Raw genomic sequence first — 26,136 nt, 5'->3', positions numbered from 1 at the left:
CGCCTCACATCGCGCCGGCGGCTGCGATCAGCAGGCCGCCAATGATCGCCATGTTGGTTTTCCAGGTATTGATCGCGCTGTCGCGCGCCGTTCCCTGCATGTCCCAGAAATTCAGCAGCATGACGGTGGCCGCCAGCGTGAATACGATGAGACCGAATGCCGCTGCCGTGACGAAAAGGCCGAGCATCAGCAGGATGCCTGCGACGATCTGGAACAGGCTGCCCAAGACCAGCACTCCTTTCGCAAAAGGAATGCCGCGGGCTTCGATCGCGTCGGTCAGCGGCACGATGATGAAAAAATGATGAATGCCGCCAGCGACATAGAGGCCGCCCAGCAGCAGACGTCCGAGGGTAAGCATTACAAAGGCCGAACCATCCTGCATATCGAACCGTTCTCCCGCCTCTCACATCTCCGTCGAGGGCAAGGCTCTGCCGAAGCTTACGAAAATGCAATGTGCGGAGACCCCCGCCTGCGCAAATTCGCCCCAATTGAGGATGATTGAGGCGCAGGCGGCGGGGCTGGGGTAGCGGCGGCATGGCTTCATAGAGCTTATATGCCTCTCATGTTACATCATCTGAAATGATTCCCGCCAAGCTGGCAGTTGCAGCAGGGTACGAGAATGTCGGGGCACGGCAATTTGGAAGAGATGGAAGAAGCGGACGGTTTTTCTTTTGGCGGGCTTTTCAGGCGTTACAGAACGCCTTTGCTGGCAGCCGCGTCACTGGTGGCTTTCTGCCTCGTCGGTTACGCGATCGTCCAGCTCACCAACGAGGTGCGCTATGACGACGTCGTCGGTGCGCTGGCGGCGACCAGGCCGAGCGCGATCCTGCTTGCTCTGTTCTTTACGGCGCTCAGTTTCATCTCGCTGATCTTCTACGATCTCAACGCCATCGAGTACATCGGCAAGAAGCTGCCCTTTCCGCATGTGGCGCTGACAGCGTTCAGCGCCTATGCCGTCGGCAACACCGCCGGTTTCGGCGCGCTTTCGGGCGGCGCGATCCGCTACCGTGCCTATACGCGCCTCGGGCTCTCGCCGGAGGATATCGGCCGCATCATCGCCTTCGTCACCCTGTCCTTCGGATTGGGGCTTGCGGGCGTCGCGGCAATCGCCCTCATCGTCATCGCCGACGAGATCGGCCCGCTCGTTAGCGTCAGCCCATTCCTTCTGCGGATAATCGCCGGTTCGATCGTCGCCATTCTGGCCGCGGTGATGATCATCGGCCGCGGGGGGCGTGTGCTCGATCTCGGGCCTGTGGCAATCCGCCTGCCGGATTCGCGCACCTGGTCGCGCCAGTTCCTCGTCACCGCCTTCGATATCGCCGCCTCGGCGTCCGTACTCTACGTGCTGCTGCCGCAGACGGCGATCGGCTGGCCGGTCTTCCTCGCCGTCTATGCGATCGCCGTTGGTCTCGGCGTGCTCAGCCATGTGCCGGCCGGGCTCGGCGTGTTCGAGACCGTGATCATCGCCTCGCTCGGCAGTGCTGTGAACATCGATGCCGTGCTCGGATCGCTGGTGCTCTACCGCCTGATCTATCATGTGCTGCCGCTGCTGATCGCGGTGCTCGCGGTCTCGGCGGCGGAGCTGCGTCGTTTCGTCGACCATCCGGCCGCCTCCAGCATGCGGCGCATCGGCGGACGGCTGATGCCGCAGCTGCTGTCGGCTCTCGCGCTGCTGCTCGGCGTCATGCTGGTATTTTCGAGCGTCACGCCGACGCCTGACCAAAATCTCGAATTCCTCTCCAACTATCTGCCGCTGCCGATGGTCGAAGGCGCGCATTTCCTCTCCAGCCTGCTGGGGCTGGCACTCGTCGTCGCCGCGCGCGGCCTCGGCCAGCGGCTCGACGGCGCCTGGTGGGTGGCCGTGTTCTCGGCGCTTGCCGCGTTGACTTTGTCGCTGCTGAAGGCGATCGCGCTCGTCGAAGCCGCTTTTCTCGCCTTCCTCATCTTCGGGCTTTTCGTCAGCCGCCGGCTCTTTAGCCGACAGGCCTCGCTGCTCAACCAAGCGCTGACGGCGTCCTGGCTGATGGCGATCGCCGTCATCGTCGTCGGCGCCGTCGTCATCCTGCTTTTCGTCTATCGCGACGTCGAATACAGCAACCAGCTCTGGTGGCAGTTCGAGTTCACCGCCGAAGCGCCGCGGGGCTTGCGCGCCGTGCTCGGCATTACCATCATCTCGTCGGCGATCGCCGTCTTCAGCCTGCTTCGACCGGCGACCTTCCGGCCGGAACCGGCGACGGACGAGGCGCTGGCGCGCGCCGTCGAGATCGTCATGAAGCAGGGCAATGCCGACGCCAATCTGGTGCGGATGGGCGACAAGAGCATCATGTTCTCGGAAAAGGGCGACGCCTTCATCATGTATGGTCGGCAGGGCCGCTCCTGGATCGCGCTGTTCGATCCGGTCGGCAACCATCGCGCCGTGCAGGAACTCGTCTGGCGATTCGTCGAAGCGGCGCGTGCCGCCGGCTGCCGTGCCGTGTTCTACCAAATCTCGCCGGCGCTGCTATCCCATTGCGCCGATGCCGGCCTTCGCGCCTTCAAGCTCGGCGAACTAGCGGTGGCCGATCTCCGGACTTTCGAGATGAAGGGCGGCAAATGGGCGAACCTTCGCCAGACCGCAAGCCGCGCCCAGCGCGACGGGCTGGAATTCGCCGTGGTCCAACCAGAGGACGTGCCTGATATCATCGACGATCTCGCCGCCGTCTCCACGGCTTGGCTGGAAGACCACAATGCCAAGGAAAAGAGCTTCTCGCTGGGCTCCTTCGATCCCGATTACGTCTCCTCGCAGCCCGTCGGCATTCTGAAGAAGGACGGCAAGATCGTCGCCTTCGCCAACATCCTCATCACCGAATCCAAAGAGGAGGGCACGATCGATCTCATGCGCTTCTCGCCGGCCGCGCCGAAGGGATCGATGGATTTTCTTTTCGTGCAGATCATGGAATATCTGCGCGGCGAGGGTTTTGCCCATTTCAATCTCGGCATGGCGCCTCTTTCCGGCATGTCGAAACGCGAGGCTGCGCCCGTCTGGGACCGCATCGGCAGCACCGTCTTCGAACACGGCGAGCGCTTCTATAACTTCAAAGGCCTTCGGGCATTCAAATCCAAGTTTCATCCGCACTGGCAACCGCGCTATCTTGCGGTCTCCGGAGGGGGCAATCCGATGATCGCGTTGATGGACGCGACATTGCTGATTGGGGGCGGATTGAAAGGGGTAGTGAGAAAATGATCAGGACAATCCTTCTTGCCACGGCATGCGCCTGCATGCTCGCGGCCGCACCGGCTGATGCCGCCGAGGAGACCACGCAGACCTTCGAAACCGGGCTTATCCCGTCGCCGCACATCTTCCTGCCGGAAGGGGAGGTGAAGGGCACGGTGATGCTGATCTCGGATGCCGCCGGCTGGGGCGACTATGAGAAGGCCGAAGCCGACAGGTTGGTCGCCGAAGGCGCCGTCGTCATCGGCATCGATTTTCCATCCTATATCCAGGCGCTTAGCCGGTACGACGTCAGCCTCAACGATGGCTGCGTCTACATGGTCTCGGACATCGAATCGCTGAGCCAGCAGGTGCAGCGCGCGACCGGCAACAACGCCTATCACCTGCCGATCGTCGCCGGCATCGGCGAGGGCGGGGCCTTAGCGCTGGCGATCGCCGCGCAAACGCCGGATGCGACGATCGGCCAGACACTTGCCGTTAATCCGGTCGCCGGCATTCCGCTTGCCAAGGAGCTTTGCACGCCGGCGTCCAAGCAGGTGGTTGGCGAACGCACGGTCTATGGCCTCAGCGACGGGATCTTGCCGGACCCGATCATTACTGTCTTCACGCCTGATGCCAACAAGGATGGCCGGGCGCACGCCGAGGCGCTGAAGAAGGCCCATGCCGCGATCGAGATCCGCGATTCCGCCGACGATGCGCAGACGGCGTTTGCCGATACGCTCGACGATCTCGTCACCGCCTCCGGCGCCTTCGGCAACCCGCTCGGCCTGCCGCTGGCGGTGCTCGAGGCAACGCCGGCCTTCGATACGATGGCTGTGATCTATTCCGGCGACGGCGGCTGGCGCGACATCGACAAGGAGGTCGGTGGCACGCTGCAGAAGGAAGGCATTCCGGTCGTCGGCGTCGATTCGCTCCGCTATTTCTGGTCGGAGCGCAAGCCGGAGGAGACCGCCGCCGATCTTTCCAAGATCATCGATTTCTACCGCAAGCAATGGAAGGTGAAGCATGTGCTGCTCGTCGGTTATTCGTTCGGTGCCGATGTCGTACCCGCCACCTACCAGCTCCTCAAGCCAGCCGAAAAGTCGGCGGTGGCGCAATTGTCGCTGCTGTCGCTTTCGCACCAAGTCGACTACGTCATCTCCGTTCTCGGCTGGCTCGGCCAGAAGACGGAAGGGGCGGGAGGCGATCCCGTCGGCGATCTGAAGAACATCGATCCGAAGCTCGTGCAATGCATCTACGGCAAGGACGACGATGACGATGTCGCCTGCCCGGCGCTGAAGGACAGCGGCGCCGAGGTCATCGAGCTGCCCGGCGACCATCATTTCGACGAGAATTACGACCTTCTCACCGAGACGATCATCGACGGGCTGAAGAGACGGCTGCAGGATTAGAGCATGATGCCGAAAACCGTGCAGCGGTTTCGGACCACGACAGGCATCAGATAAAGACTTAAAGCGTGCCACGCGTCCTGCACGACGCGCTAACGCATCAGCGTTTCTTCGCTCCAGCCGAGCGCTGCGAGTTCGCTGCCGCGGAACCTGGCATCGTCGGCAACGATGAATTCATCGAGTTGCGGCGGAGCGACGCTGGTGCCGGAGAGCATCGCATGCACCTGTCCGCGATGATGGGTCTGATGTTGGAAGAGGTGGCCGAGCACGTCGTCCATCCGCTCTTCTTGAATGCGGTCGCCGCGATGGAGGCCGATGGTCGAGGTGAGCCTCTCCGGCGTCAGGGCCTCGCAAAGTGTCACCAGGCGCTGATCGACCTTCGCCTGGGCTTCTGCCAGCGAGAAGACGTCATCGAATGGTTCGTCGACCTCAAAGGCCTTGAGCCCGAGCGTGCCGCCTTCCAGGCCGTCGACATAGAACCAGTCGACCGTGATGATATGGTTCAAGGTTTCCTTGATCGAGGGAAAGAAGCTTGTGCGTGGCGCTTCGAATTCGCCAGGCTTCAATGTCGCGCAGGTCCGAAGCAGCCGGCGGTTGGCAAGGGCGTTGTTATAGGCAAGTTTGCGGAATGGCCTGACAGGATCGAAGGTCGGCATCGGCGCATCTCCTCCTTAAGCGCTTTTGGCTACAGCTCCGGGCGCCTTTTGAGGCGCGCAAAGGGCGCTGTAACGCCTTGAATTGCTTGCGTCAGTCTTTGCCGTCGAGATCGCCGTCCCGCCAGACGAGATGACGTGGCGAAACGGGAAGGGTTTCGATTTCATCGGCGATGAAATAGGGCGGGATGTCGAGTGCGATCAGGGCATGGCGCGTTGCCGGCACCCATTTGAATTCGAGATGGTTGTCGTCGTCCTCGACCCGATGGATGATCTGGCCCGGCCGGAAGGGGAATTCCGGCGGGATGTCCATCAGATAATAGAAGCCGAGTTCGTGCCAATCGCGCTGTTCGTAGTGGAAGAAATTCTCGACGATCCACAGCAGGCGACGGACGGTCACCTCAACGCCCAGTTCCTCCACCATCTCGCGCTTCAGTGTCTCTTCCGAGGTTTCGCCGATCTCCGCCCGACCGCCCGGAAAAGTCCAGAAGGGCTCGTGTACGGCGCGATGAACCAGCACATGGCCATCGCGAAAACCGAGGCCGGCGATGCGATAGTTGAAACGCCGACCGCCTGCATTCAGGCGGATGTGAATGCGCTTGGTCATGCCATTCTTATCCAAGATCGATCATGACAATTTCCGGCGGCACGCCGAATCGGACGGGTGCAATGGAGCAGCCAAGGCCGCCGGAAACGATGATATTACGCTCCTCTTCAACGATATGGCCATAGGCGTAGCGATTGCCGTAGCGCGAGGGCACGATCGGCGAACGGCCGAGGAAACGGATCTGTCCGCCATGGGTGTGGCCCGATAGCGTCAGCGAGACGCGCTCGGGCACGCGCGGAAAGATATCGGGCTCATGAGCGAGCAGGATGACGGGCGCATCGTCCGTAATCTGCGCCATCGTTCCCTCGAGATCGTCGAGGCCGAGCATCTGCGTGCGGCCCCACTTCCGGCCCGGCAGCAGCGCCAGCTGATCTTCGAGGCCTGCGAGCCAAAAGCCGCGGCCATCCTTTTCGAGCCGAACGGCGCGGTTGCCATAGACCGGGATGCCGACGTCCGCGAGAGCCCGGTGTCCGAATGTTTCCATCCCGCCGTTCTTCTGGGCGGTCCTGTCCTCCCACCAATCGTGGTTGCCCATAATCGCGTGGACGCCGAGAGGGGCCTGCAAGGTGGCGAGCGCCTTCGACCATTGGCTCGAATGCACGTACTGCGTCACCATGTTCATGCCGGCGGCGTAATCGCCAAGCAGGACGGTGACGTCGCCTTCGAGTTCATTCGCCCTGTGGCAGATCGCGGCAATGCGGCTTGCCGACATCCAGGGTTCGCAGGCATGGAGATCGGCGAGCGCAACGACGCGCAGCTTGAGTCCGGGCGTCCATCCGGGCGGCGTCAGCTGATAGCGGGTGATGGCGAGCCGCGCGAGCGGTTCATAGGCGAAGGCGTAACCACCGAGCGACATGACGCCTGCGATACCGCCGCCCAGCACCTTGAAAAATCCGCGGCGAGTGATCACTCAGTTGTCCTCCTGGAACAGCCGAAACTGCGCAGCCTCCATATCCTTGGGCGGTTGCATTCCCAGATGTTTCCACGCGATTGCGGTCAGAACACGGCCGCGTGGCGTGCGCTGAATAAAACCCTGTTGGATCATATAGGGCTCGATGATGTCCTCGATCGCGTCGCGCGGCTCGGAAAGGCCGGCGGCGATGGTTTCGATGCCGACCGGGCCACCGCCGAAATTGACCGCGATCATGTTGAGGTAACGTTTGTCGAGTTGGTCGAAGCCGACATTGTCGACCAGCAGGCGGGTCAGCGCTTCGTCGGCGATCTCGCGGGTGACGGCTTCCGCCCTTGCCACCTCGGCAAAGTCGCGCACGCGCCGCAGCAGCCGGCCGGCGATGCGCGGGGTGCCGCGGGCGCGTCTTGCAATCTCGCGGGCGCCCTCCTCGGTGATCGGCAGGTTCATCAGCCGCGCGCCACGGCGCACGATCAGCTCCAGCTCCTCGACGGTGTAGAAGCTCAGGCGCACCGGAATGCCAAAGCGGTCGCGCAGCGGCGTCGTCAACAGGCCAAGGCGGGTGGTGGCCGCCACCAGCGTGAATTTCGACAGGTCGATTTTCACCGAGCGAGCGGCAGGGCCTTCCCCGATGATCAGGTCGAGCTGGAAATCTTCCATGGCCGGATAGAGGATTTCCTCGACGGCGGGGTTGAGGCGATGGATTTCGTCGATGAAGAGCACATCACGCTCCTCGAGATTGGTGAGCAGGGCAGCGAGATCGCCGGCCTTGGCGATAACAGGGCCGGAGGTCGAGCGAAAGTTGACGCCGAGTTCTTTGGCCATGATCTGCGCCAGCGTCGTCTTGCCGAGGCCGGGCGGCCCGACGAAGAGCACATGGTCCAGCGCTTCGCCGCGGTTTTTCGCCGCCTCGATGAAGACCTTGAGATTGGCGCGCGCCTCCGCCTGGCCGGTGAACTCGTCCAGCGATTGCGGGCGCAACGTGATATCAAGGTCTTCGCCCCGCTTTTCCGGCGATATCAGGCGGGCGGATTCGCTCATGTCAAAAGTTCCATTCCAGGTATGGTTTTTGCGGCTTGGGCATCGAATGTCCTGGTTGTCACGCAACCCGCATCACGATTACGAAGGGCAATGAAGACATCTGCGAATTCTGCATTCGTCCGCACCATGATTGCGAGCGTCTCCTCGACTACTCTTTCATCTTCAAGGATCAGGTCGGCCGAGTCCAACAAGTCCGAAATCGCCTCCATGATCTGTTCTCTCTTCAGCTTGATCCGTTGTCTCAAGAACCACGCGCATTCCATCAGCGTGATGCAACTGATATAGCCGGGTGCCGTATCGGACAGGCTCGCGAAGAGCGTTGTGACCTTCTCCGTCTGGACGACATCGTCCTTCAGGAGGAAGCGCAGCATAATATTGGTGTCGAGGCCAATCATCTTGCACTGGTTACGTGATCGGCGATGGCTTCCCCAATCGCCTCGTCCATTTGCGTCAAAGTGATCGTCGGTCGGTTCGGATCGTGAAACTTGCCTGCCAGGTCGATGGCGCGTTTGTTCTTGGCTTTCATGATGATTTCGCCATCGCGGTTGATGTAGCGGATCCTGTCGCCGGACTTCAGATTCAGCAATTCACGAACTTCAGCCGGAATTGTTGTCTGGCCCTTCGATGTCATCGTACCGTAGTAGATATTCATGCGGATCTCCTTACCATTCGAGTTTAGTAAGGAATTGCGATATATTCAAGGAGATCAACGCGCCAACTCCTTCAATCCCAGCCTGATCAGCTTGGCGCTGTCGGCGCCGTCGCCTGCAGTCTTCATTGCTGCGGCAATCGCATTCGCCGCCTGGTCTCTGCTGTAGCCGAGGTTGGTCAGTGCTGAAACCGCGTCGGCGACAGGCGCGGCCGCGACCCCTTCGCCGAGTTCCTGCTTGAGGGCGATATTGATCGCTTCGCCGGCAAGGGCCGGCGCCCGGTTCTTGAGCTCGGTGACGAGGCGCATCGCCACCTTCGGACCAACGCCCGGCGCACGCGAGACGGCGGCGCGGTCCTGCAGGGCGATTGCATTGGCAAGTTCGCCTGGCGTCAGCGTCGAGAGCACGGCGAGCGCCACCTTGGCGCCGACGCCCTGGACGCTCTGGAGCAGGTTGAACCATTCCCGCTCCAGCGCCGTCATGAAACCGAAGAGCTTCAACTGGTCCTCGCGCACATAGGTCTCGATGAAGAGCACGCAGGCCTCGCCGGCCGAGCCGAGCTTGGACAGGGTGCGGGCCGAGCAATGGGCGACGTAGCAAACGCCGTGCACGTCGACGAGCACATAGTCTTCGCCGATCTCGTCTATGGTGCCTTTCAGCTTGCCGATCATGGGTCGCGGTCTCTCAAGGATGCGTTTCGGGGGTTATAAGGTCAACGGAGGGGAAATAGGAGCGGTATCCGCTGGGATCGCGGGTCAAAATTCTGTAGCCCCTTATCGCCGCATGCGCGCCGATGAAGAAATCGGGCAAGACCCGTTCGCGTCCACCGCCGGCGCGACGGTAAAGCCGGAAGGCCGCAGCGGCGGCGAATGCAGCCGGCCAAGGCAGATTCTCGCGGCGGAATTCATCCTGCGGCAGCAGTCGATCGACTTCGTCCACGTCGTCGTACCGAACGGAAAATTCTGAATAGATGATCGGGTTTATGAGGACAGGACCGTCTTTGAAGACGTCAAGCATCTTTCGACGCGACCAACCGTGCCAGTCCGAACCGACCACGGCCAGATCGACAAGTATGTTCGTATCGATCAGTGTGGCCATCAGCGATCACGGGTCATCGACATAAGGTCTTCGGCATCGATCTCCTGATCGCCAGTGCCCTCGAGGCGACGGATCGTCTGTATGAAACGATCCAGGCGGCCCCGATCCTCGATCTCCTGCTTGCCGTTCTTCGGCGAGAGAACGAGCTTGCCGCCCTCTATCGAGAAAATGACCTCGCTATTGGCCTCGATGCCGACAAGTTCCCTGAGATCACGAGGAATGGTGACCTGCCCTTTGGACGTAACTCGCATCTTGTTGCTCCTTCATAGTAAGAATTATCCTTACCAATGGAACAAGTCAAGAACAAGCTATCCGGCCAATGCCTGCCGCATTCGGTTGCTGCCACGATTATGCGCATGGCAGATGGCGATCGCCAGGGCGTCGGCGGCATCGTTGCCCTTGAATTCGACCTTCGGCATCAGGATCTTCAACATCATGTGGATCTGCTGCTTTTCGCCATGGCCGACGCCGATGACGGCCTTCTTCACGGCGTTCGGGGCATATTCGGAGACCGGCAGCCCGGCGCGCGCCGGTACCAGCATGGCAATGCCGCGGGCCTGACCAAGCTTCAGGGTCGCCACCGCATCCTTGTTGACGAAGGTCTGTTCGACGGCGGCCTCGTCCGGCTTGTAACTGTGGACGATCTCCGCCAGGCCGTCGTGCAATTGGCAAAGGCGGGAGGCAAGGTCCATGTCTCCATCGGAGGTCACGGTTCCGGACGCCACAAACCGCAGGGAATTGCCTGATGTCTCGATGATTCCCCAGCCGGTGCGGCGAAGCCCGGGATCGATACCGACGATGCGAATCGTGTTTTGCATGGTTCAACCTATAGCGATTGCGAAATAACTGCCATTGATATGTGAACAAAACAAAAACATTCCCGGATTTCGGCCCTGCCATTTACCGCGAATTAAAACAGATGCCTGAATTCTAGTCATCGAATACGAGAGGGGCTTCTCTTCGCGAAGATTTAAGCCCCCGATGTTCTGTTTATAGGTCAGTTGATCAGGCATGCGCTGCATGCCCGCGCTTGGCAGGTGCTTTCAGAAGGGGTTCGTCGTACATGGCTCGGAGATTTCAATCCCTGTCCTTCAAGGTCATCGTCACATTCATTCTGCTGACCGTGCTGTCGATCGCGGTCATCGATGTGCTTGCCTATTTCGCCAGCAGCCGCATTTCCGACGAGCAGGCGCTGAAGGCCAAGGAAAGCGTGCTGATCTTTCGCGGCGACATGCTGCAGGACCAACTGACGCAGCTTGAAAACCAGGCCAATTCCATCGCGCGCATCGAGGCGCTGCAAATGTCGATCACCAATCTGAAGAGCGGCTGGAAGACCATCGAGAAGACCGCGGGGGATGCGCGCGCCGAACTGAAGAAGGTTTTCATAGCAGGCAACCCCAACCCCGCCGACCAGCGCGAGAAGCTGATCAAACCGGAGGGGCCAAGCGGCTTTTACTATTCGAGCCACGAGAAGACGCAGGGCGAAGTCGCCCGCGATCTCGATGATACCGCCTTCAGCGATCTGCTGATCGTCGATCTCGAGGGTACCGTGCTCTATTCCTATAAGAAGCAAGACGATTTCGCCGAAAATCTGAAGTCGGACGCCTGGAAGACCACCGGCGCCGGCATCGCTTTCGCCAAGGCAATCGAGAATACCGCCAAGGCGACCGATGACGCCGCGCCGACAGGCTTTTCCGGTCTTCGCGTCGATGCCGGCAGCGGCAAGTCGGCGATCTTCTATGCCGTGCCGATCATCAAGCTTGGGGCGGCCAAGGGCATCATCCTCTTCAAGGTGCGGGATGAGATCGTCACCGGCATCCTCGCCAAGGGCATCATCCAGGGCAGCACGGCGCGGGCGGCGATCGTCTCGGGAGATGGCTCCGCCGTCGGGCTCGACGGAAGCGGCAAGCTTGCGACGCTTGACGCGACGCCCTTCACCTTCATCAAGAGTGCGCTTGCCAGTTCGGCGATGACCGTTGCCGATTTCGGCCGAGCGGATGGTGCGGCTCGCGCCTATGTCCGCGGTATCGATTATCGCGGCGATCGCTTCCTCGTGGTCGAAAGCGTGCTTTTGAGCGAGCTCAATGCCGGCTCGATCGAGATCGCCACCCTGCTGACGATGATCGGCATCGGCGTACTCGTCGTCATGGCGATCGCGACCGGGCTCGTCACCAATTTGCTGTTTTCGCCGCTTGCGCGGCTTGCCGGCGTCACACGCGATGTCGCCGACGGCAAGCTCGACAGCGAGATCGGCAGCCTGAACCGCAAGGATGAGATCGGCACGATGGCGAACGCGCTCGACCGCTTCCGCCATTCGCTGATCGAAAGCCGCGAGCTCGAAGCCGCCAGCGAGGAGACGCGCCTGCAGGCCGAGCAAGACCGCCAGCAGAATCTGGCCGAGCGCGACGCCGAGGCGAAGAGGCTGCAGCAGGTGGTCGAGGCGATTGACGAGGGCCTGCATCATCTGGCGAACGGCGATCTCGCCTATCAGATCGATACCCGCTTCCCGAACGAGCTCGAAAGCCTGCGCGTCAATTTCAACGAGGCGCTGGCGACACTCAGCGAAACCATGACGGCAATCGGCGGTAATTCGATGGCGGTGCGCGCCGGCTCCGAGGAGATGCGCACCGGCGCCGACGAACTTGCCGGGCGCACCGAGCGCCAGGCGGCCTCGATCACCGAGACGGCGAATGCGATCAGCGCCATCACCCAGTCGGTCCGCCGGCAGATCGAGCGAGCCGAACAGGCCGAGCGCATCGCCCGCGACGCGAAGAAGGAGACGACCGGCTCGGGCCAGATCATGCGCGAGACGATCGCGGCGATGGAGGCAATCCAGGCCTCGTCGCGCCAGATCAACACGATCATCTCCGTCATCGACGACATCGCCTTCCAGACCAACCTCCTGGCGCTCAATGCCGGTGTCGAGGCAGCGCGCGCCGGTGAATCCGGCAAGGGCTTCGCGGTCGTCGCCATGGAAGTGCGCGAACTCGCCCAGCGCTCGTCGAGCGCGGCCAAAGAGATCTCCAGCCTGCTGCAGAAATCGACGCATGAGGTCGAAAGCGGCGTTGCGCTGGTGGAAAAAGCGGGCGTTGCGTTGACGGGCATCGGCGCCCATGTCGAGGCGATCAACGGGCAGATCAACGAGATCATGGGTGCGACCCGCGAGGAAGCGAATACGCTGCGCGAGATCAATAGCGCCGTCGCCGAACTCGACGCGATGACGCAGCAGAATGCCTCGATGGTCGAGGAGACGACGGCGGCGATCCACCGGCTGGCGACGGAAGCCCTGGAAATGGACCGCCAGCTCGGCAATTTCACGCTGCCGCCCGGCCACCATCAACCGAGCGCCGAGGTGCACGTGCTGCGCCGTCACCGGTAACTCAGCGCTTTCAACATTGCACAGGGGCCGCGCTCGCGCGGCCCTTTTTGTTGCGCTCATGGTTTGGAATGGTGTGGGCGCGAACCTACATAGACGGCATCGTCCAACTGCCCGGCAGGTTTCCCATGGTTCCCTTCTCCATACTCGACCTTTCCCCCGTTGCCGAAGGCAGCACCGTGCGCCAGTCCCTCGATGGCTCTGCGCGGATGGCTGTGAAGGCCGAGGAGTTCGGTTACAAGCGCTTCTGGCTCGCCGAACATCACGGCATGCCGGGGATCGCCAGCGCTGCCACCGCGGTCGTCATCGGCCATGTCGGGGCTGCGACAAAGCGCATCCGCATCGGCTCCGGCGGCATCATGCTGCCCAATCATTCGCCGCTCGTCATCGCCGAGCAGTTCGGCACGCTGGAGGCGCTCTTCCCCGGCCGCATCGATCTCGGCCTCGGGCGTGCACCGGGAACGGACATGCGCACAGCACAAGCGCTGCGGCGCAACCTCGAGGCCGGTGCAAACAGTTTCCCCAACGACGTGGTGGAACTGCAGCAACTCCTCGATACGCCGGTCGAGAACCAGGCGATCCTCGCGGTTCCCGGCAATGGCTCACATATCCCGATCTGGCTGCTCGGCTCCAGTCTCTACAGCGCCCAACTCGCCGGCATGCTGGGGCTTCCCTATGCCTTCGCCTCGCATTTCGCGCCCGACATGCTGCTCGATGCGATTGCGATCTACCGCGACCGCTTCCAGCCCTCGGCGACGCTCGACAAGCCCCATGTGATGGTCGGCGTGATGGGTGCGGTGGCGGCGACGGACGAGGAGGCACGCTATCATTTCACCTCCGCCCAGCAGCAATTCGTCAATCTGCGCCGCAACGTCCGCGGCCCGTTCCCGCGTCCGGTGGCCGATATGGGGGACTTCTGGTCGCCGATGGAAAAGATGAATGTCGAACACACGCTGCGTTATGCCGTGGTCGGCTCGCAGAAGACGGCGGAGGCGAAACTGACGGAGTTCCTACAGGAAACGCAGGCCGACGAGGTGATCATCTCGATGCCGATCCACGACATCGAGGCGCGGCTGACATCGGTGGAACTATTCGCCGGGCTGGGAAATTTCATGCGAGCCGCCGCTTAGAACAGGATGATTTTAGGCCGGTCGGCCTAAAATCTGAATCCTTTACGGCAAGAAGAAACCCGGCGTTGCATCCGGGTTTTATTTGACACCTGCCTGGGGAGATCAGGCCGAGAGCTTCGCCAGGACTTCCTCCGAGACTTCGAAGTTGGAATAGACGTTCTGCACGTCGTCATCGTCTTCCAGGCTGTCGATGAGTTTCAGCAGCGACTGGGCTTTTTCCTCGTCTACCGGGACGTTGTTCTGGGCACGCCAGACGGCCTTGACGGTTTCGGCTTCGCCGAGGCTCGATTCCAGCGCTTTCGCCACTTCGCCGAGGGCTTCGAAGGCGCAGGTGATGTAGTGGCCGTCTTCGTCGGTTTCGACGTCGTCGGCGCCGGCTTCGATCGCGGCTTCCATCACCTTGTCGCCATCGCCGACGGAGAGTTTGTAGGTGATTTCGCCGACATGGTCGAAGGAGAAGGACACGGAACCGGTTTCGCCGAGAGCGCCGCCAGCCTTGGTGAAGCTCGAGCGCACGTTGGAGGCGGTACGGTTGCGGTTGTCGGTCAGGGCCTCGACGATGATCGCCGTGCCGCCGGGGCCGTAGCCCTCATAGCGGACTTCATCGTAATTCTCGCCGTCGGCGCCGGCTGCCTTCTTGATGGCGCGGTCGATATTGTCCTTCGGCATGGACTGGGCCTTGGCGTTCTGGATCGCCAGCCGAAGGCGGGCGTTCATCGTCGGGTCGGGCAGGCCGGCCTTGGCGGCAACGGTGATTTCGCGCGCAAGCTTGGAGAACATTTTCGACCGCACGGCATCCTGACGGCCTTTGCGGTGCATGATGTTTTTAAACTGTGAATGGCCAGCCATGGCACCCCTGTTCACGTCTCATTGTTCGGAATGGGCCGCCTTATAAGAGCGAAACGGCACCCGTTCAAGGAAAAAGCGGTAGATTTGCCGCATGATGCACGGGTCTGTCGCCTGTCTCAGTCAACCGTCAGCCGCTTGCGGCTAGCGAAGAAACCATGTCCGTCCCGGCGTCGGCAGCGCAACCCTTCCGTGCTGGAGGTGCACGAATAGGGCCCGTCCCTCCAGCTCTCGCCATAGTCGAGCACATGCTCTTCGCTGCAGCAGGCGGTGTCGCCGACCATCTTGAAGATATAGGCCTTGCCGCTCGCCGGCAGGATGAGGCGGACGTAGAGCGGCTCGATGCGATCGCAGGCAAGCTCCGGACCGCCGTCTTCGGGAACATACATTTCGACGCCGCCCTTTGGCGTATAGACACAGCCGATATTTCTTGTGGGCGTGACGAAGACGACCTGACCGTTCCCGTCAGGCTTGAAAGTCTTTTCCGCCGCGAGGCCTTTGGGCGCAAAGGCTGCGCAAAAGATTAAAGCCAGAATCGAATGTCCTGTTCGCATCGTGATCCTCCCGGTCAGGCGCGCACTATCGCATATTCCCCTGCGCGGAAAAGAGGGCACCGTCCGCTGCTTCCGAACGGAACAAAGGCGAGGAGATGACGTTTCAAACCGAACTCCATACAACGGAAAGGAACGGTCATGGCAAGTCTCAGCGAGGCGCAGGAACATCCAGCACGTCAGCTCTGGGATCAGGTCAACGATGTTCATGCCGGCATGCTCGGAATTTCCGGACTGGACATGCACATGCAGCCGATGGCACCGCATGCCGATCCCACCACCAACACCATCTGGTTCTACACCAAGACCGATGCCGACATCGTGCGCGCCATCAAGCCCGGCAGCCGCGCGCATTTCTGTGTCGTCGGCAAGGATCACGACTATCACGCCTGCCTTGCCGGCGTGATCGACGTGCGCCCCGACCCTTCCAAGATCGAGGAATACTGGAGTTCGATCGTCGCGGCCTGGTATGACGGCGGCAAGAAGGACCCCAAGCTTACCATGCTGTCCCTCCATGTCGACGATGCCGAGATCTGGGTTTCCACAGGCAACACGCTGAAATTCGGCTGGGAGATCGCCAAGGCCAATCTCGACGACGACAAGATGCCGGATGTCGGAATCAAGCGCCATCTGCAGTTCGCCTGATGTACGAGGCTCCTGGATAACTCCTAAATTGGAATCGATTTAGGGATAGAATTATGCAGCAGTTCAGAGTGCTACAGCGTCCTTTGCGCGCCTAAAAGACGCGCGGAAAACCGCCGAGCCTGTTTACTGCACACCCTTCAGCACATAGATCAGCGGTTTTTTCGGCAACGTGCGCATCGAGACGGTGATACTGTCATCGGGCGCATTGACGACGTCGAAATCCTTGCCGAACATCGAGACGAAGGCTTCGACCGGCGGGCCGCGGCGGTGCATCGGCAGGATCAGCGACGAGCGTAGCCGCTTGATGACGCGGCTCATGCTGTCAGCGCCCATGGTCAGGCCACCGTCGACGGGGACCATGACGACGTCGAGGCGGCCGATCTCGGTATAATGGGCATCCGTCAGTTCGTAGTGCAGGTGGCCGAGATGACCGATGCAGAGGCCGGCGATTTCGAAAATGAAGATGGAGTTGCCGTTCTCGTGCGCACCGCCGAGGCCATAGCTGAAGCGGATATCCGTCGTGACGTTGCGGATATAAGCATCGCCGACGACGAGATTAATATTCGCCTTTTCGCCCGGAATATCGCTCCACCCATGCAGCACATGCTTGATGCCGGGATCGGGCGTCAAGGTGAAGTGGGTCGAATGGGCCTTGTTCATGGTCACGACGTCGGGCATCGTCGGCGGCCTGTACCAGCCATTATAATCTGTCGCGATGACGATGCCTGCGGGCGTTTCGATCTCGAAGGTGGAGTGGCCGAGGAAGGTGAGTTTGACGTCCTCGCCCTCGGAGACGGCAGGCATCAGCAGCGGAGCGCCGGAAAAGCTTGCGAAGGTCACCTCGGGGATGGTTTGCGCGATCGCCTGGCACTGGCTGGCCGGTGGCCGCTGCTCTTGTGCCCCGGCAAGATTCGGCGCGGCGAAGGCCGCAAGGCATGCGATAGCGAGGACAAGATATCGCGGCTTCATGCCACCCCTCCGGCGCTCTATCACCCTTTGATCGGCGCATAACCCCGAAAATCGATTCCGATTTTCGGGGTTATGCGCGAATGGCGGGAGGATGCGGCATGAGGCCGCAGGGGTCCAGACGGAGGGTGCTCACAATTGCGTGTTGGATGGCGCCCGCAGCCTGCTACCGCCAGAACTCAGGCACCGTCTCCGCCAGCCGCGGTCCGAGCCGGAGCGGCGCGATCTTTTCGGCAAGTCCCGTCGTATCCGAGATCTCCACGCCGACGCCGCAGATCGTCGCGGGGCCGGTCGCGGCCTCCATGCGGCCCTTCGGCATCTTGGAGATGAAGCGGTTGAGCGGCTCCTCCTTGTCCATGCCGAGGGAGGAGTCGTAGTCGCCGCACATGCCGGCATCCGACATATAGGCGGTGCCGCCGTTCAGGATCTGTGCGTCGGCGGTCGGTACATGCGTGTGGGTGCCTACGACGAAGCTGGCGCGGCCGTCGACGAAATGGCCGAAGCACTGCTTCTCACTGGTCGCCTCCGCATGGAAATCGAAGATGATCGCGTCGGCCTGTTCCTTCAGGGGGCAGGCGTCGAGGATGACTTCCGCCGATTTGAAAGGGTCGTCGAGTTCCGGATGCATGAAGACCCGGCCCATGACGTTGGCGACAAGCACCCGCGCGCCGTTCCTGGCGTAGAAAAGGCCGGAGCCGCGGCCAGGCGTGCCTTGCGGATAGTTGGCAGGACGCAGGAACTGATCGTGCCGGCCGGCAAAAGCGACGGCTTCCTTCTGGTCCCAGACGTGATTGCCTGTCGTTACCACATCGGCACCGGCATTGATCGTTTCCAGAAAGATGTCCTCGGTGATACCGAAGCCGCCAGCGGCGTTCTCGCCGTTGACGATGACGAAATCGAGTTTGAGGTCGGAAACCAGGCCGGGAAGACGGTCCCAGACCGCCGTGCGTCCCGTCTTGCCGACCATGTCACCCAGAAAAAGCAGCCGCATTCCCTATCCAATCCAAGAGGCAAAAAAGCGAAGGCCGCTTTCTGTCAGGATGGCATCCAGGCTTATGTCGTGCGGCTCAGCGGGCACATGTGCCACTTCCTGGCAGTCGAATGCAATGCCGATCAGCTTCGGATGCAGGCCTTTTTGCCTTAGCCGGCTGATGGCGCGGTCGTAGTGGCCGGCGCCGTAGCCGATGCGGTGGCCTCTGATATCGAAGGCCGAAAGCGGCACCAGCATGATCTCGGGATCAAGAATGGCGGCATCTGTGCCGGGGCCGACCGTGCCGAAACCGGTATCGACGAGGGGCGCACCTTCCGCCAGCTCGCGAAAGACAATGGTCTGCCGATCGAGGATTGCCGGTACGCAGAGCCGCGCACCGCGTACGGCAAAGCGCGCCATCAGCGGCCTGAGATCGGCCTCCGAACGGATCGGCAGAAAGCCGGAGATGATCGTACCCAGTGCAAAACCGACGGCCTCGCCGGCATGTTCGGCCATTGCGAGGCTTTTGGAGGCGCGTTTCTCGGCGGGGATAGCGTCGCGGGCGGACAGCCGCTCGTTGCGCAACTGCGCTTTCAATTCTTTCGCGGTCATTGGATCTGCCGGTTCTGAGAGATTTACCCGAGCATAGACGGCGGGATGTCCGATGCAAATGCCGGATGCGACGGTATCACGCGCGTTTCATGCCTCGGCCGCCGACGGCAGCGATCGTCAGACGATGATGCTTGTCGGTATTGTCGCCGCGGCGATGGAGAAGCCTGCCATATCAGGAACGGCATTGGCTCCGGCCTGCCGATCTTGCAGCCGCAACTCGCGCATCGCCTTTTCGAGCACTTGCTTGAGTTCGCGCACCACCGCCTTGAATTCTTCCATCGTTTCGCGATCATCGGCCGAGATGCCCGAGAATTTCGGGGCATCCTCGGCGACGCTGGCATAGGCGTTGCGGGCGTTGGTGGCGGCGTCTGGTTCCTGGGAGCCGGTCTCGCCGGCCGCAGCTTCTCCTGAAGTATCCGTCAGCGCAGCGGCGGCCCCGCTGGTTGCGACTGCTGTCGCATCCGTGGTTGTTGCATCCACCGGAACAGCCGTTGCCGCGCTGTCGGCCGCGACTGATGATGCGAATTCGGAGGCGGCGGTGCCGACCTTGCGCGCGAGTTCGGCGGCCAGCCGGGCGACCACCTCCGGAGCCATGTTGGAGCTGCGCAGCATCTCCAACTGCTGCTTTGCCTCTTCGAGCTTGCGTTGCGCCTTCGCCTTGGCCTCGTCTCCCGAGTTCGCCAAGGTCTGGCGCATCTGCTGCAGCGCCTGGGTGGCGCGCTGCAGCTTCAGCACGCCTTGATCGGTCTCGGTTCCGGCGGCTGAAATGGCTGCCGCCGAAGACGTGCCGCGCAAGATGATGGAGGCAGACGTGGTTGCGATCTGCATGGACAATTCCCCGATCTTTAATTCGGGCCCCCGATTGCAATTCGGGCGCATTCTGCAACGTCAGACTTGCGTGGAACTGTGTCTTGGGGATTCGGGAAGCGCAGCGGCCAGCCGCTGCATCGTCTCCTCGAACAGAGGCACTCCGCCGGGCGCCCAGCCGAGCGCGCGGATTTTCGTAGTGTTCATGGGGTTGAGCGCGGCACTATCGGCAGCGGCCGGCAGCGCGTGCCGACAGCCCGTCTCTCGGCGGATGCGTGAAAGGATATCGCGCGTGTCGACCGACATGTCCGAGACGTTGAAGACCTCGCCGGAGATGCGGGTGCTTTCCGTCTCCAGCATCAGCCGTACCGCCCGCCCGAGATCGCGGCCGTGAACCTCGGTTCCCACGCGGGCAACAACCGGGCGGCCGGCGAGGTAGTCGGCGATGAGGCCGTCCCATTTGTTCGGCGAGAGATCGCCATAGACGCCGGTCGGCCTCAGGCTTGCGCCGGCAAAACCAGGCGTCGAGAGATGGGCAAGCGCCCGTTCGGCATCGAGTTTGACCTGGCCGTAGAGTGTTTCGGGCTTGGCCAGCATCGTCTCCGTCAGTTCGGTTCCTGGCGGGTGTTCGCCATAGGCGGCGCGGCTGGACAGGAAGACGCAGCGGCGCGTGCCGGCGCGTTTGGCGGCTTCGAAAAGCCGAACGGTGCCGTCAAGGTTCAACCTGTGGAAGGTCTTCGGATCGTTGCCCTCGCCGCCGCGATATTTGCCCGGGACATGGCTGAAAGCGGCGTGGACGAAGAAATAGGCGTCATCGAAGACATCGATCTGATCCTTGTCGGGATCGAGCGAAAGCGCTGCGAACTCGACCGGGCGGGAGAAGAGGCGGGGCAGTGGCGCGCGGCGCCCGCCGACGATCACCTGATATCCGGCGGCCAGCAGTTCCTCGACCACATACCGGCCGACAAGACCCGTTCCACCCGACACCAGTACCTTCATGCTGCCCCTTCCGGATTGTCCAGCGCCGTCACCTCAGGCACATCCCCGCCATCGTGGAAACTGTGCCACAGATCGATCAAAGGTTGTAGTTGCGCTGCCTTGGGATGATCCTTTTCCCACGGTTTTTCATACTGGTAGTGCAGGATCGAAATGCTCTTCCAGTCCCAAAGCTCCGGCATGGTGAACCATACATATTGCAGCATGTTGAAATAAACCGGCAGGCCGTGCCAATGCGGGAAGAACGTCTCGAGAAAGGTCTGATCGGTGCGCCGCCAGAAAGCGTCCAGCCTGTCAAGCCTTTCGAGCATGTGCCGGAATGTGTCATGCGAGGGCGTGGCGACGAAGACGCCGGAATTCATGCGGCGGAAGTCGGCGAGGCTTTCGTAGACATTGGGGGCGGCGGAAAACTCCGGATAGAGGAAGAGCCTGTCGACGTTTTTCAGTACGAGGGCGTCGGCGTCGATGAAGACGCAGCGCTGATATTCGACGAGTTGCCAGAGCCTGAGCTTGCAGAAATTGTCGAGCGGCGAATGAAAATCCGGCTTGCGGCCCTTGGTGAAAGGGGCTGTCGAATGGAGCTGACCGCGGGCGTGGCGCTCGTTGAAGGCCTCGGAGAGCGGCAAATGCTCGACTTCGATCAGGCGGCAGTCGAGCGCTTTCAGGGGCGCGAGGGCGGCTGCATCGACGCCGCCGGTGTGGAGGACGACGATGTCGGCGCTGGTGCTGGTTCGGCGCAGGGAGCGGGCAAGCGCGGTCGCGCCCATGACGTAGTCGGCATTGGTGACGAGCGTGACATAGGCGAAGCGATGAGGCGGTTGCGTGGTTACGTTAGCCACTACCACACTTCCTTGTTTCTGTCCTTGATCAGGCCCAAGGACGGGATGGAGAAGAGGGTGTGCCGTGGCCACCCCCCTCTGCCCTGCCGGGCATCTCCCCCACAGGTGGGGAGATTAGCTAGGCGCGACGACTTCCCCCAGCAACCGGCGCCCAGCACAGCGAAACGGTAAATGGGTGGGAAGTGCGAGCCGCTTGTGATCTCCCCACCTGTGGGGGAGATGCCCGGCAGGGCAGAGGGGGGCTCACACTGTATGCCGTCTCCTTCCCACATAAAGTGACTTGGTGAGGGAGTCTCTATGGAGCCTTCCAATATGAACACGCCCGCACTCACGACACCGACTTCAACCGCTTGCCTTCCGGATCGTGATTGATCGTCGCGGCGATATCCTTGGTCCAGGCGGAGACGGCCGGCACGCGTGCGCGGTCGACGCGATAGGCGAATTTCTTCGCCACGTCGACGATTTCGCCGAGCAGGCCTGCTTCCAGCGTGATCGGGTCGAGGCCGAGATCGCGGAATTTTTCGGACCGGACGATCAGCTCGTTCTCGGCGGCTTCCTTGCGCGGGTTGGGCAGCCAGGCAATCTTGGCGCCGCTCATCCTGGCGATCATCTCGGCGAGGTCGCGCACCCGGTGGGTTTCCGTCATCTGGTTGAAGATCTCGACGCGGGCGCCGCGCGCCGGCGGGTTTTTCAGCGCCAGCTCGATGCAGCGCACCGAATCCTGGATATGGATGAAGGCGCGCGTCTGGCCGCCGGTGCCGTGCACCGTCAGCGGATAGCCGATCGCCGCCTGGATGAGGAAGCGGTTCAGCACCGTGCCATAATCGCCGTCGTAGTCGAAACGGTTGATCAGCTGCGTGTGGCGGCGTGTCTGCTCGGTATGCGTGCCCCAGACGATGCCCTGGTGCAGATCGGTGATCCTGAGACCATCATTCCTCGCGTAGAACTGGAAGAGAAGCTGATCCAGGCACTTGGTCATGTGATAGATCGAGCCGGGATTGGACGGGTAGAGGATCTCCTGGTTGACCATATCGCCGGCTGCGGTTTCGATGCCGACCGGCAGGTAACCCTCGGGGATCGCCGCGCCGACCGTTGAATAGCCGTAGACGCCCATGGTGCCGAGATGGATGAGATGGGTATCGAGATTGAGCTCCGTCAGCGCGTTCAGCAGGTTGTGCGTGGCGCTGACATTGTTGTTCACCGTGTAGTTCTTGTGGCGGTCGCTCTTCATCGAATAGGGCGCGGCCCGCTGCTCGGCGAAATGGATGACGGCATCCGGGCGATGTTCGGAAAGCCAGTTCTTCAGGAGTTCGTAATCCTTGGCGAGATCGATCAGATTGAAGTGGATGCGGCGCCCAGTTTCAGCATGCCAGATGCGGGTTCGCTCCTGGATCGAATCCATCGGCGTCAGCGACTGCACGCCGAGTTCGGTGTCGATCCAGCGGCGCGAAAGATTGTCGAGGATATGGACGTCGTGACCGGCATCGGAGAGATGCAGCGATGTTGGCCAACCAATGAAACCGTCTCCGCCCATAACCGCAATCTTCATCGCATCGTCTCCTGATTGGTCGCTCGTTGTCGGGAATAGTTAGGAATTGTGACAGTTATTCAATGCTTGCCTGTCTGGAAGCGTTGCGCCAAAGAGGGCACCTCAGTTTGGAGAAAATTATGACGGAACGCCCTTTTTCCATTTCGGGAGAGCTGACGGAGGCCGGACACCGCCTCGTCCAGCGGGTCTATTATGAAGATACGGACTTCTCAGGCCTGGTCTATCACGCCCGCTACCTGCATTTCCTGGAGCGCGGCCGCACCGATTATCTGCGCTGCCTCGGCGTCGAGCAGCGCGAGCTCGTCACCGCCGACGAGGAGGGCCTCGTCTTCGTCGTCCACCGCATGGAGATCGACTTCAAGAGCCCGGCGCGCATGGACGATGTCCTGACGATCCTGACGCATACGGAAAAAGCCGGCGGCGCCAAAATGGTGCTCAATCAGCAGATCCGCTCGGGCGAGACGCTGCTGATCGCCGCCAGGGTGATCATCGCCGTCATCAACGCTCGAGGGCGGCCGAGGCGGTTGCCGGAAACACTGGCAGCGAAATTCCTGGAAGGCAGCACGCCGCTATAGTCCGAATTGCCGAAAAATCGGACCTTGTCAAAACTTGAACTTTATGTGAAGGAATTCCCGCGCCGCAGGATGAGCGCTCTTTCGGCAGCCGGACCTTGCTCCGGTCAAGTAATCCATGGAACGAAATCTTCCAAATACAGGCTTACTGTCACAGTCCGGCACTAACGATCTATTAACCATAATAGTGTCTTACTGGGAAAGTCGGAGTTTGTGCGGTGCACGCCTTCCTTTGACCAAATTTGACGGCAAGAAGGCGGAAGATGAGCTTGGAAGTTTGACCAGGGCTTTGGGCGGCGGCCGCCGGACACTTCTTGCGAGATCAGTTTGTGCCGCCCGGTCCAGCACCGGGCGTTTGGATTCGGGGATTTTGGACCAATGGAACAAATAGGATTGGCAGCAGCAGCGACGGACGTCAGCCTCTGGTCGCTTTTCATGCAGGCCGGCATCGTCGTCAAGCTCGTCATGCTCGGGCTTATCGCAGCCTCGGTGTGGACTTGGGCGATCGTCATCGACAAATACCTGGCCTATGGCCGCGCGCGGCGCCAGTTCGACAAGTTCGAACAGGTGTTCTGGTCGGGCCAGTCGCTCGAAGAACTCTACCGCTCGCTGTCGGAACGCAACAATACGGGGCTCGCGGCAATCTTCGTGGCTGCCATGCGCGAATGGAAGAAATCCTTCGAACGCGGCGCCCGCTCGCCGATCGGCCTGCAGATGCGTATCGATCGTGCGATGGACGTGACGCTCGCCCGTGAATCCGAATTTCTCGGCGCCCGTCTCGGGTCGCTCGCGACCATCGGCTCAGCCGGTCCGTTCATCGGTCTCTTCGGCACGGTCGTCGGTATCATGACCTCGTTCCAGGCGATTGCCGGTTCGAAGTCGACCAACCTTGCGGTCGTCGCGCCCGGTATCGCCGAAGCGCTGCTTGCCACCGCGATCGGCCTCGTCGCCGCTATCCCGGCAGTTATCGCCTACAACAAGTTCTCTGCCGATGTCGGCAAGCTCTCGGGTCGAATGGAAGGTTTCGCGGATGAATTCTCCGCCATACTTTCGCGCCAGATCGACGAGAAACTGCAGCCGCGCGCTGCCGCTCAGTAACCAACGGAGTATTCTCACATGGGTATGGCTGTTGGAGGCAATGGCGGAGGCGGCGGACGCCGCCGTCGCGGCGGTCGGAACAGGGCCGTGATTTCCGAAATCAACGTGACGCCGCTCGTTGACGTCATGCTGGTGCTTTTGATCATCTTCATGGTCGCGGCACCGATGATGACCGTCGGCGTGCCGATCGACCTGCCGGAAACGCAGGCCAAGGCGCTGAATTCCGAGACGCAGCCGATCACCATTTCCGTCAAGAATGATGGCCAGGTGTTCCTGCAGGAAACGTCGATCCCGGCCGTGGAGATCGCCGCCAAGCTCGAGGCGATCGCCACCACCGGTTATAACGAACGGATCTTTGTGCGCGGCGACGCGACCGCGCCTTATGGCGTCATCGCCGACGTCATGGCCCGTATCCAGGGTGCAGGCTTCAAGAATATCGGCCTCGTGACGCAGCAGAAGAAGGACCAATAGCGCTCAAAATGAAGGCCAGCGTCGTCACATCTGTTGTTTTGCACGGGCTGGTGCTTACCTGGGCGCTGGTGTCGCTTAGCGCGCCGGAATCTTTCAAGGTGGAGGATTTCGAGGCGATGCCGGTCGATCTGGTGCCGGTGGAATCCATTACCCAGATGCAGCAAGGCGACAAGAAGGCTCCGAAGAAGGAGACTTCCGCGCCGGTGCCGACGACGCGGCCGCCGATCGCGCAGCCGGCCGAGAATGCCGGCGACAACAATGTCGATCTGAAGATGCCTCCGGTGCCGAATGCCAAGCCCAGCAATACGGAGGCTGCCGCTGCGAATTCAAGCGAAAAGCCGATGCCGAAGATCGATCCTAAGCCGAATGACGTCAAGGAGATCGTCAAGGAGGAAACGGAAGTCGAGCAGCCGAAGGAGGTCGCCTCGATTCCTCCGCCGAAGCCGGCGGAAGTAACGCCGCCGAAGCCCGAGGAAAAACCGCCGGAAGAGCAGGCCAAGCCGGAGGAGCCGCCGAAGCCCGATGCCGAGGCGCTGCCGGACAATGTGCCGACGCCCGTCGCCAAGCCGCAGGTGAAACCGCCGGAACCACAGAAGCCCGCCGAAAAGCCGCCGGAAAAGACAGCCGACCAGCCGAAGGCTGCCGAGAAGCCGACCGAAAAGAAGAAGGCCGATCAGAAGCAGGAGACTGCGAAATCGGCCTCGTCGATGAAGAGCGATTTCAATGCCGACGAGGTTGCGGCGTTGCTGAACAAGACCGACCCTTCCGCTGGCGGCGCCAAACGTTCGACGCAGGAGGCATCGCTCGGCGCGAAGAAGAGCAATGGCGGCTCAAAGCTTTCCATGAGCGAGATGGACGCGCTGAAGAGCGCCATCGCCGGCAATTGGTCGGTTATTCCCGGCATGGAAGGCATGGGCGACGTGCGCATCAAAGTGCATATGAAGCTCGACCAGGACGGCAATATCGTCGGTGAGCCGGAGGTAGAGGCGGTTGGTGGCGATAATGAATCTACTCGCCGGGCGCTTGCCGGGGGGGCCTATCGCGCCATCATGAAATCGGCCCCTTTCTCGTCGCTCCCGAAAGACAAATACGACGCCTGGAACGAAGTTGTCGTGAACTTCGACCCTAGCGATCTAGGAATCTAAATGCT

At 61.4% G+C, this 26,136-nt stretch carries 29 protein-coding genes; 9 read left to right on the top strand and 20 right to left on the bottom strand.

The genetic code is table 11. The features are described from left to right. Positions 1-4: 4 nt before the first annotated feature. Complete coding sequence (locus N1937_RS18315; protein WP_017968127.1) at positions 5-382, bottom strand: DoxX family protein; 378 nt, start codon at positions 380-382, stop codon at positions 5-7. Positions 383-619: 237 nt separating this feature from the next. On the opposite strand from N1937_RS18315, the gene mprF reads away from it, so the two are divergent. Together mprF and N1937_RS18305 are read left to right on the top strand one after the other, a co-directional pair. Next, the gene (gene mprF / locus N1937_RS18310; protein ID WP_170257733.1) at positions 620-3,223 is read left to right on the top strand and encodes a bifunctional lysylphosphatidylglycerol flippase/synthetase MprF; all 2,604 of its coding nucleotides are present in this window, start codon (positions 620-622) and stop codon (positions 3,221-3,223) included. Continuing rightward, the gene (locus N1937_RS18305; RefSeq protein ID WP_260056692.1) at positions 3,220-4,602 is read left to right on the top strand and encodes a virulence factor family protein; all 1,383 of its coding nucleotides are present in this window, start codon (positions 3,220-3,222) and stop codon (positions 4,600-4,602) included. The genes mprF and N1937_RS18305 overlap by 4 nt, the downstream gene beginning before the upstream one ends. 89 nt (positions 4,603-4,691) lie before the next feature. Here the strand turns inward: N1937_RS18305 and N1937_RS18300 are convergent, their stop codons facing one another. The 10 genes from N1937_RS18300 to ruvC form a co-directional block, all read right to left on the bottom strand. Then, on the bottom strand, positions 4,692-5,255 hold the full coding sequence (locus tag N1937_RS18300) for a DinB family protein (RefSeq protein WP_162119445.1): 564 nt from the start codon (positions 5,253-5,255) through the stop codon (positions 4,692-4,694). Between the two features lie 91 nt (positions 5,256-5,346). Then, entirely contained in the window at positions 5,347-5,859 is a 513-nt protein-coding gene (locus N1937_RS18295) for an NUDIX hydrolase (protein WP_017968123.1), read from the bottom strand. A 7-nt stretch (positions 5,860-5,866) separates the two neighbouring features. Continuing rightward, positions 5,867-6,769 carry a metallophosphoesterase gene (locus N1937_RS18290; protein WP_260056691.1) on the bottom strand — a complete coding sequence of 301 codons (903 nt, stop codon included), beginning with the start codon at positions 6,767-6,769 and terminating at the stop codon, positions 5,867-5,869. Continuing rightward, a complete protein-coding gene (ruvB, locus tag N1937_RS18285) occupies positions 6,770-7,810 on the bottom strand; it encodes a Holliday junction branch migration DNA helicase RuvB (protein WP_017968121.1) in 1,041 nt (346 codons plus the stop codon). Further along, the gene (locus N1937_RS18280) at positions 7,807-8,205 is read right to left on the bottom strand and encodes a PIN domain-containing protein (RefSeq protein ID WP_017968120.1); all 399 of its coding nucleotides are present in this window, start codon (positions 8,203-8,205) and stop codon (positions 7,807-7,809) included. The genes ruvB and N1937_RS18280 overlap by 4 nt, the downstream gene beginning before the upstream one ends. After that, on the bottom strand, positions 8,202-8,462 hold the full coding sequence (locus tag N1937_RS18275) for an AbrB/MazE/SpoVT family DNA-binding domain-containing protein (protein WP_017968119.1): 261 nt from the start codon (positions 8,460-8,462) through the stop codon (positions 8,202-8,204). The genes N1937_RS18280 and N1937_RS18275 overlap by 4 nt, the downstream gene beginning before the upstream one ends. A gap of 54 nt (positions 8,463-8,516) precedes the next feature. After that, positions 8,517-9,131 carry a Holliday junction branch migration protein RuvA gene (gene ruvA, locus N1937_RS18270; protein ID WP_260056690.1) on the bottom strand — a complete coding sequence of 205 codons (615 nt, stop codon included), beginning with the start codon at positions 9,129-9,131 and terminating at the stop codon, positions 8,517-8,519. A 13-nt stretch (positions 9,132-9,144) separates the two neighbouring features. Beyond that, positions 9,145-9,558 carry a type II toxin-antitoxin system VapC family toxin gene (locus tag N1937_RS18265; RefSeq protein WP_170279781.1) on the bottom strand — a complete coding sequence of 138 codons (414 nt, stop codon included), beginning with the start codon at positions 9,556-9,558 and terminating at the stop codon, positions 9,145-9,147. Next, entirely contained in the window at positions 9,558-9,809 is a 252-nt protein-coding gene (locus N1937_RS18260) for an AbrB/MazE/SpoVT family DNA-binding domain-containing protein (protein WP_017961997.1), read from the bottom strand. The genes N1937_RS18265 and N1937_RS18260 overlap by 1 nt, the downstream gene beginning before the upstream one ends. Positions 9,810-9,866: 57 nt before the next feature. Beyond that, the gene (gene ruvC, locus N1937_RS18255; RefSeq protein ID WP_003542749.1) at positions 9,867-10,376 is read right to left on the bottom strand and encodes a crossover junction endodeoxyribonuclease RuvC; all 510 of its coding nucleotides are present in this window, start codon (positions 10,374-10,376) and stop codon (positions 9,867-9,869) included. Positions 10,377-10,621: 245 nt separating this feature from the next. Here ruvC and N1937_RS18250 point away from each other — a divergent pair, with 245 nt between their 5' ends. Together N1937_RS18250 and N1937_RS18245 are read left to right on the top strand one after the other, a co-directional pair. Next, positions 10,622-12,937: a methyl-accepting chemotaxis protein gene (locus N1937_RS18250; protein WP_260056689.1), complete on the top strand. Its 2,316-nt coding sequence runs from the start codon at positions 10,622-10,624 to the stop codon at positions 12,935-12,937. Between the two features lie 125 nt (positions 12,938-13,062). Further along, complete coding sequence (locus N1937_RS18245) at positions 13,063-14,064, top strand: LLM class flavin-dependent oxidoreductase (RefSeq protein WP_260056688.1); 1,002 nt, start codon at positions 13,063-13,065, stop codon at positions 14,062-14,064. A 102-nt stretch (positions 14,065-14,166) separates the two neighbouring features. On the opposite strand, the gene N1937_RS18240 is transcribed toward N1937_RS18245, so the two are convergent. Together N1937_RS18240 and N1937_RS18235 are read right to left on the bottom strand one after the other, a co-directional pair. After that, the gene (locus N1937_RS18240; protein WP_017968114.1) at positions 14,167-14,913 is read right to left on the bottom strand and encodes a YebC/PmpR family DNA-binding transcriptional regulator; all 747 of its coding nucleotides are present in this window, start codon (positions 14,911-14,913) and stop codon (positions 14,167-14,169) included. Positions 14,914-15,029: 116 nt separating this feature from the next. After that, on the bottom strand, positions 15,030-15,464 hold the full coding sequence (locus tag N1937_RS18235) for a DUF6636 domain-containing protein (RefSeq protein WP_260056687.1): 435 nt from the start codon (positions 15,462-15,464) through the stop codon (positions 15,030-15,032). 138 nt (positions 15,465-15,602) lie between these two features. On the opposite strand from N1937_RS18235, the gene N1937_RS18230 reads away from it, so the two are divergent. Next, a complete protein-coding gene (locus tag N1937_RS18230) occupies positions 15,603-16,106 on the top strand; it encodes a pyridoxamine 5'-phosphate oxidase family protein (protein WP_170257739.1) in 504 nt (167 codons plus the stop codon). A 123-nt stretch (positions 16,107-16,229) separates the two neighbouring features. Here N1937_RS18230 and N1937_RS18225 read toward each other — a convergent pair whose 3' ends face one another. The 7 genes from N1937_RS18225 to N1937_RS18195 form a co-directional block, all read right to left on the bottom strand. Further along, on the bottom strand, positions 16,230-17,075 hold the full coding sequence (locus N1937_RS18225; RefSeq protein ID WP_260056686.1) for an MBL fold metallo-hydrolase: 846 nt from the start codon (positions 17,073-17,075) through the stop codon (positions 16,230-16,232). Positions 17,076-17,238: 163 nt separating this feature from the next. Beyond that, complete coding sequence (locus N1937_RS18220; protein WP_170277149.1) at positions 17,239-18,063, bottom strand: TIGR00282 family metallophosphoesterase; 825 nt, start codon at positions 18,061-18,063, stop codon at positions 17,239-17,241. 3 nt (positions 18,064-18,066) lie between these two features. Further along, complete coding sequence (locus N1937_RS18215) at positions 18,067-18,654, bottom strand: 5-formyltetrahydrofolate cyclo-ligase (protein ID WP_260056685.1); 588 nt, start codon at positions 18,652-18,654, stop codon at positions 18,067-18,069. A gap of 117 nt (positions 18,655-18,771) precedes the next feature. After that, complete coding sequence (locus tag N1937_RS18210; protein WP_260056684.1) at positions 18,772-19,482, bottom strand: DUF1552 domain-containing protein; 711 nt, start codon at positions 19,480-19,482, stop codon at positions 18,772-18,774. Positions 19,483-19,542: 60 nt separating this feature from the next. Beyond that, positions 19,543-20,460, bottom strand: a complete 918-nt coding sequence (locus N1937_RS18205; protein WP_260056683.1) for an NAD-dependent epimerase/dehydratase family protein — start codon at positions 20,458-20,460, stop codon at positions 19,543-19,545. Beyond that, complete coding sequence (locus tag N1937_RS18200; RefSeq protein ID WP_260058977.1) at positions 20,457-21,224, bottom strand: glycosyltransferase; 768 nt, start codon at positions 21,222-21,224, stop codon at positions 20,457-20,459. Before N1937_RS18200 ends, N1937_RS18205 begins: the two co-directional genes overlap by 4 nt. Positions 21,225-21,624: 400 nt before the next feature. Further along, complete coding sequence (locus N1937_RS18195) at positions 21,625-22,845, bottom strand: NAD-dependent epimerase/dehydratase family protein (protein WP_260056682.1); 1,221 nt, start codon at positions 22,843-22,845, stop codon at positions 21,625-21,627. Positions 22,846-22,964: 119 nt separating this feature from the next. Here N1937_RS18195 and ybgC point away from each other — a divergent pair, with 119 nt between their 5' ends. The 4 genes from ybgC to N1937_RS18175 all read left to right on the top strand — a co-directional run bounded on the left by ybgC (position 22,965) and on the right by N1937_RS18175 (position 26,131). Next, entirely contained in the window at positions 22,965-23,420 is a 456-nt protein-coding gene (ybgC, locus tag N1937_RS18190) for a tol-pal system-associated acyl-CoA thioesterase (protein ID WP_017968104.1), read from the top strand. Positions 23,421-23,795: 375 nt separating this feature from the next. Next, on the top strand, positions 23,796-24,515 hold the full coding sequence (tolQ, locus tag N1937_RS18185) for a protein TolQ (RefSeq protein ID WP_260056681.1): 720 nt from the start codon (positions 23,796-23,798) through the stop codon (positions 24,513-24,515). Between the two features lie 18 nt (positions 24,516-24,533). Next, on the top strand, positions 24,534-24,986 hold the full coding sequence (gene tolR, locus N1937_RS18180; RefSeq protein ID WP_170262185.1) for a protein TolR: 453 nt from the start codon (positions 24,534-24,536) through the stop codon (positions 24,984-24,986). Positions 24,987-24,994: 8 nt separating this feature from the next. Continuing rightward, positions 24,995-26,131, top strand: a complete 1,137-nt coding sequence (locus N1937_RS18175) for a hypothetical protein (RefSeq protein ID WP_260056680.1) — start codon at positions 24,995-24,997, stop codon at positions 26,129-26,131. Positions 26,132-26,136: the final 5 nt, after the last annotated feature.

This window comes from Rhizobium sp. WSM4643, from assembly GCF_025152745.1.
GTDB classification, from domain to species: Bacteria; Pseudomonadota; Alphaproteobacteria; order Rhizobiales; family Rhizobiaceae; genus Rhizobium; species Rhizobium leguminosarum_I.
Note: the sequence above shows the minus strand (reverse complement) of the source record. Positions and strands in the feature narration are given on the sequence as shown.

Excerpts from the sequence above, each read along its gene's own strand:
- tolQ (WP_260056681.1), top strand. The coding sequence starts at position 23,796 with ATGGAACAAATAGGATTGGCAGCAGCAGCGACGGACGTCAGCCTCTGG.
- mprF (WP_170257733.1), top strand. The coding sequence starts at position 620 with ATGTCGGGGCACGGCAATTTGGAAGAGATGGAAGAAGCGGACGGTTTT.
- N1937_RS18280 (WP_017968120.1), bottom strand. The coding sequence starts at position 8,205 with ATGATTGGCCTCGACACCAATATTATGCTGCGCTTCCTCCTGAAGGAC.
- N1937_RS18230 (WP_170257739.1), top strand. The coding sequence starts at position 15,603 with ATGGCAAGTCTCAGCGAGGCGCAGGAACATCCAGCACGTCAGCTCTGG.
- N1937_RS18240 (WP_017968114.1), bottom strand. The coding sequence starts at position 14,913 with ATGGCTGGCCATTCACAGTTTAAAAACATCATGCACCGCAAAGGCCGT.
- N1937_RS18265 (WP_170279781.1), bottom strand. The coding sequence starts at position 9,558 with ATGGCCACACTGATCGATACGAACATACTTGTCGATCTGGCCGTGGTC.
- N1937_RS18250 (WP_260056689.1), top strand. The coding sequence starts at position 10,622 with ATGGCTCGGAGATTTCAATCCCTGTCCTTCAAGGTCATCGTCACATTC.
- ybgC (WP_017968104.1), top strand. The coding sequence starts at position 22,965 with ATGACGGAACGCCCTTTTTCCATTTCGGGAGAGCTGACGGAGGCCGGA.
- ruvC (WP_003542749.1), bottom strand. The coding sequence starts at position 10,376 with ATGCAAAACACGATTCGCATCGTCGGTATCGATCCCGGGCTTCGCCGC.
- N1937_RS18225 (WP_260056686.1), bottom strand. The coding sequence starts at position 17,075 with ATGAAGCCGCGATATCTTGTCCTCGCTATCGCATGCCTTGCGGCCTTC.
- ruvA (WP_260056690.1), bottom strand. The coding sequence starts at position 9,131 with ATGATCGGCAAGCTGAAAGGCACCATAGACGAGATCGGCGAAGACTAT.
- N1937_RS18315 (WP_017968127.1), bottom strand. The coding sequence starts at position 382 with ATGCAGGATGGTTCGGCCTTTGTAATGCTTACCCTCGGACGTCTGCTG.
- ruvB (WP_017968121.1), bottom strand. The coding sequence starts at position 7,810 with ATGAGCGAATCCGCCCGCCTGATATCGCCGGAAAAGCGGGGCGAAGAC.
- N1937_RS18300 (WP_162119445.1), bottom strand. The coding sequence starts at position 5,255 with ATGCCGACCTTCGATCCTGTCAGGCCATTCCGCAAACTTGCCTATAAC.
- N1937_RS18275 (WP_017968119.1), bottom strand. The coding sequence starts at position 8,462 with ATGAATATCTACTACGGTACGATGACATCGAAGGGCCAGACAACAATT.
- N1937_RS18175 (WP_260056680.1), top strand. The coding sequence starts at position 24,995 with ATGAAGGCCAGCGTCGTCACATCTGTTGTTTTGCACGGGCTGGTGCTT.
- N1937_RS18295 (WP_017968123.1), bottom strand. The coding sequence starts at position 5,859 with ATGACCAAGCGCATTCACATCCGCCTGAATGCAGGCGGTCGGCGTTTC.
- N1937_RS18245 (WP_260056688.1), top strand. The coding sequence starts at position 13,063 with ATGGTTCCCTTCTCCATACTCGACCTTTCCCCCGTTGCCGAAGGCAGC.
- N1937_RS18200 (WP_260058977.1), bottom strand. The coding sequence starts at position 21,224 with ATGGGCGCGACCGCGCTTGCCCGCTCCCTGCGCCGAACCAGCACCAGC.
- N1937_RS18235 (WP_260056687.1), bottom strand. The coding sequence starts at position 15,464 with ATGCGAACAGGACATTCGATTCTGGCTTTAATCTTTTGCGCAGCCTTT.
- N1937_RS18195 (WP_260056682.1), bottom strand. The coding sequence starts at position 22,845 with ATGAAGATTGCGGTTATGGGCGGAGACGGTTTCATTGGTTGGCCAACA.
- tolR (WP_170262185.1), top strand. The coding sequence starts at position 24,534 with ATGGGTATGGCTGTTGGAGGCAATGGCGGAGGCGGCGGACGCCGCCGT.
- N1937_RS18220 (WP_170277149.1), bottom strand. The coding sequence starts at position 18,063 with ATGCGGCTGCTTTTTCTGGGTGACATGGTCGGCAAGACGGGACGCACG.
- N1937_RS18260 (WP_017961997.1), bottom strand. The coding sequence starts at position 9,809 with ATGCGAGTTACGTCCAAAGGGCAGGTCACCATTCCTCGTGATCTCAGG.
- N1937_RS18205 (WP_260056683.1), bottom strand. The coding sequence starts at position 20,460 with ATGAAGGTACTGGTGTCGGGTGGAACGGGTCTTGTCGGCCGGTATGTG.
- N1937_RS18305 (WP_260056692.1), top strand. The coding sequence starts at position 3,220 with ATGATCAGGACAATCCTTCTTGCCACGGCATGCGCCTGCATGCTCGCG.
- N1937_RS18215 (WP_260056685.1), bottom strand. The coding sequence starts at position 18,654 with ATGACCGCGAAAGAATTGAAAGCGCAGTTGCGCAACGAGCGGCTGTCC.
- N1937_RS18210 (WP_260056684.1), bottom strand. The coding sequence starts at position 19,482 with ATGCAGATCGCAACCACGTCTGCCTCCATCATCTTGCGCGGCACGTCT.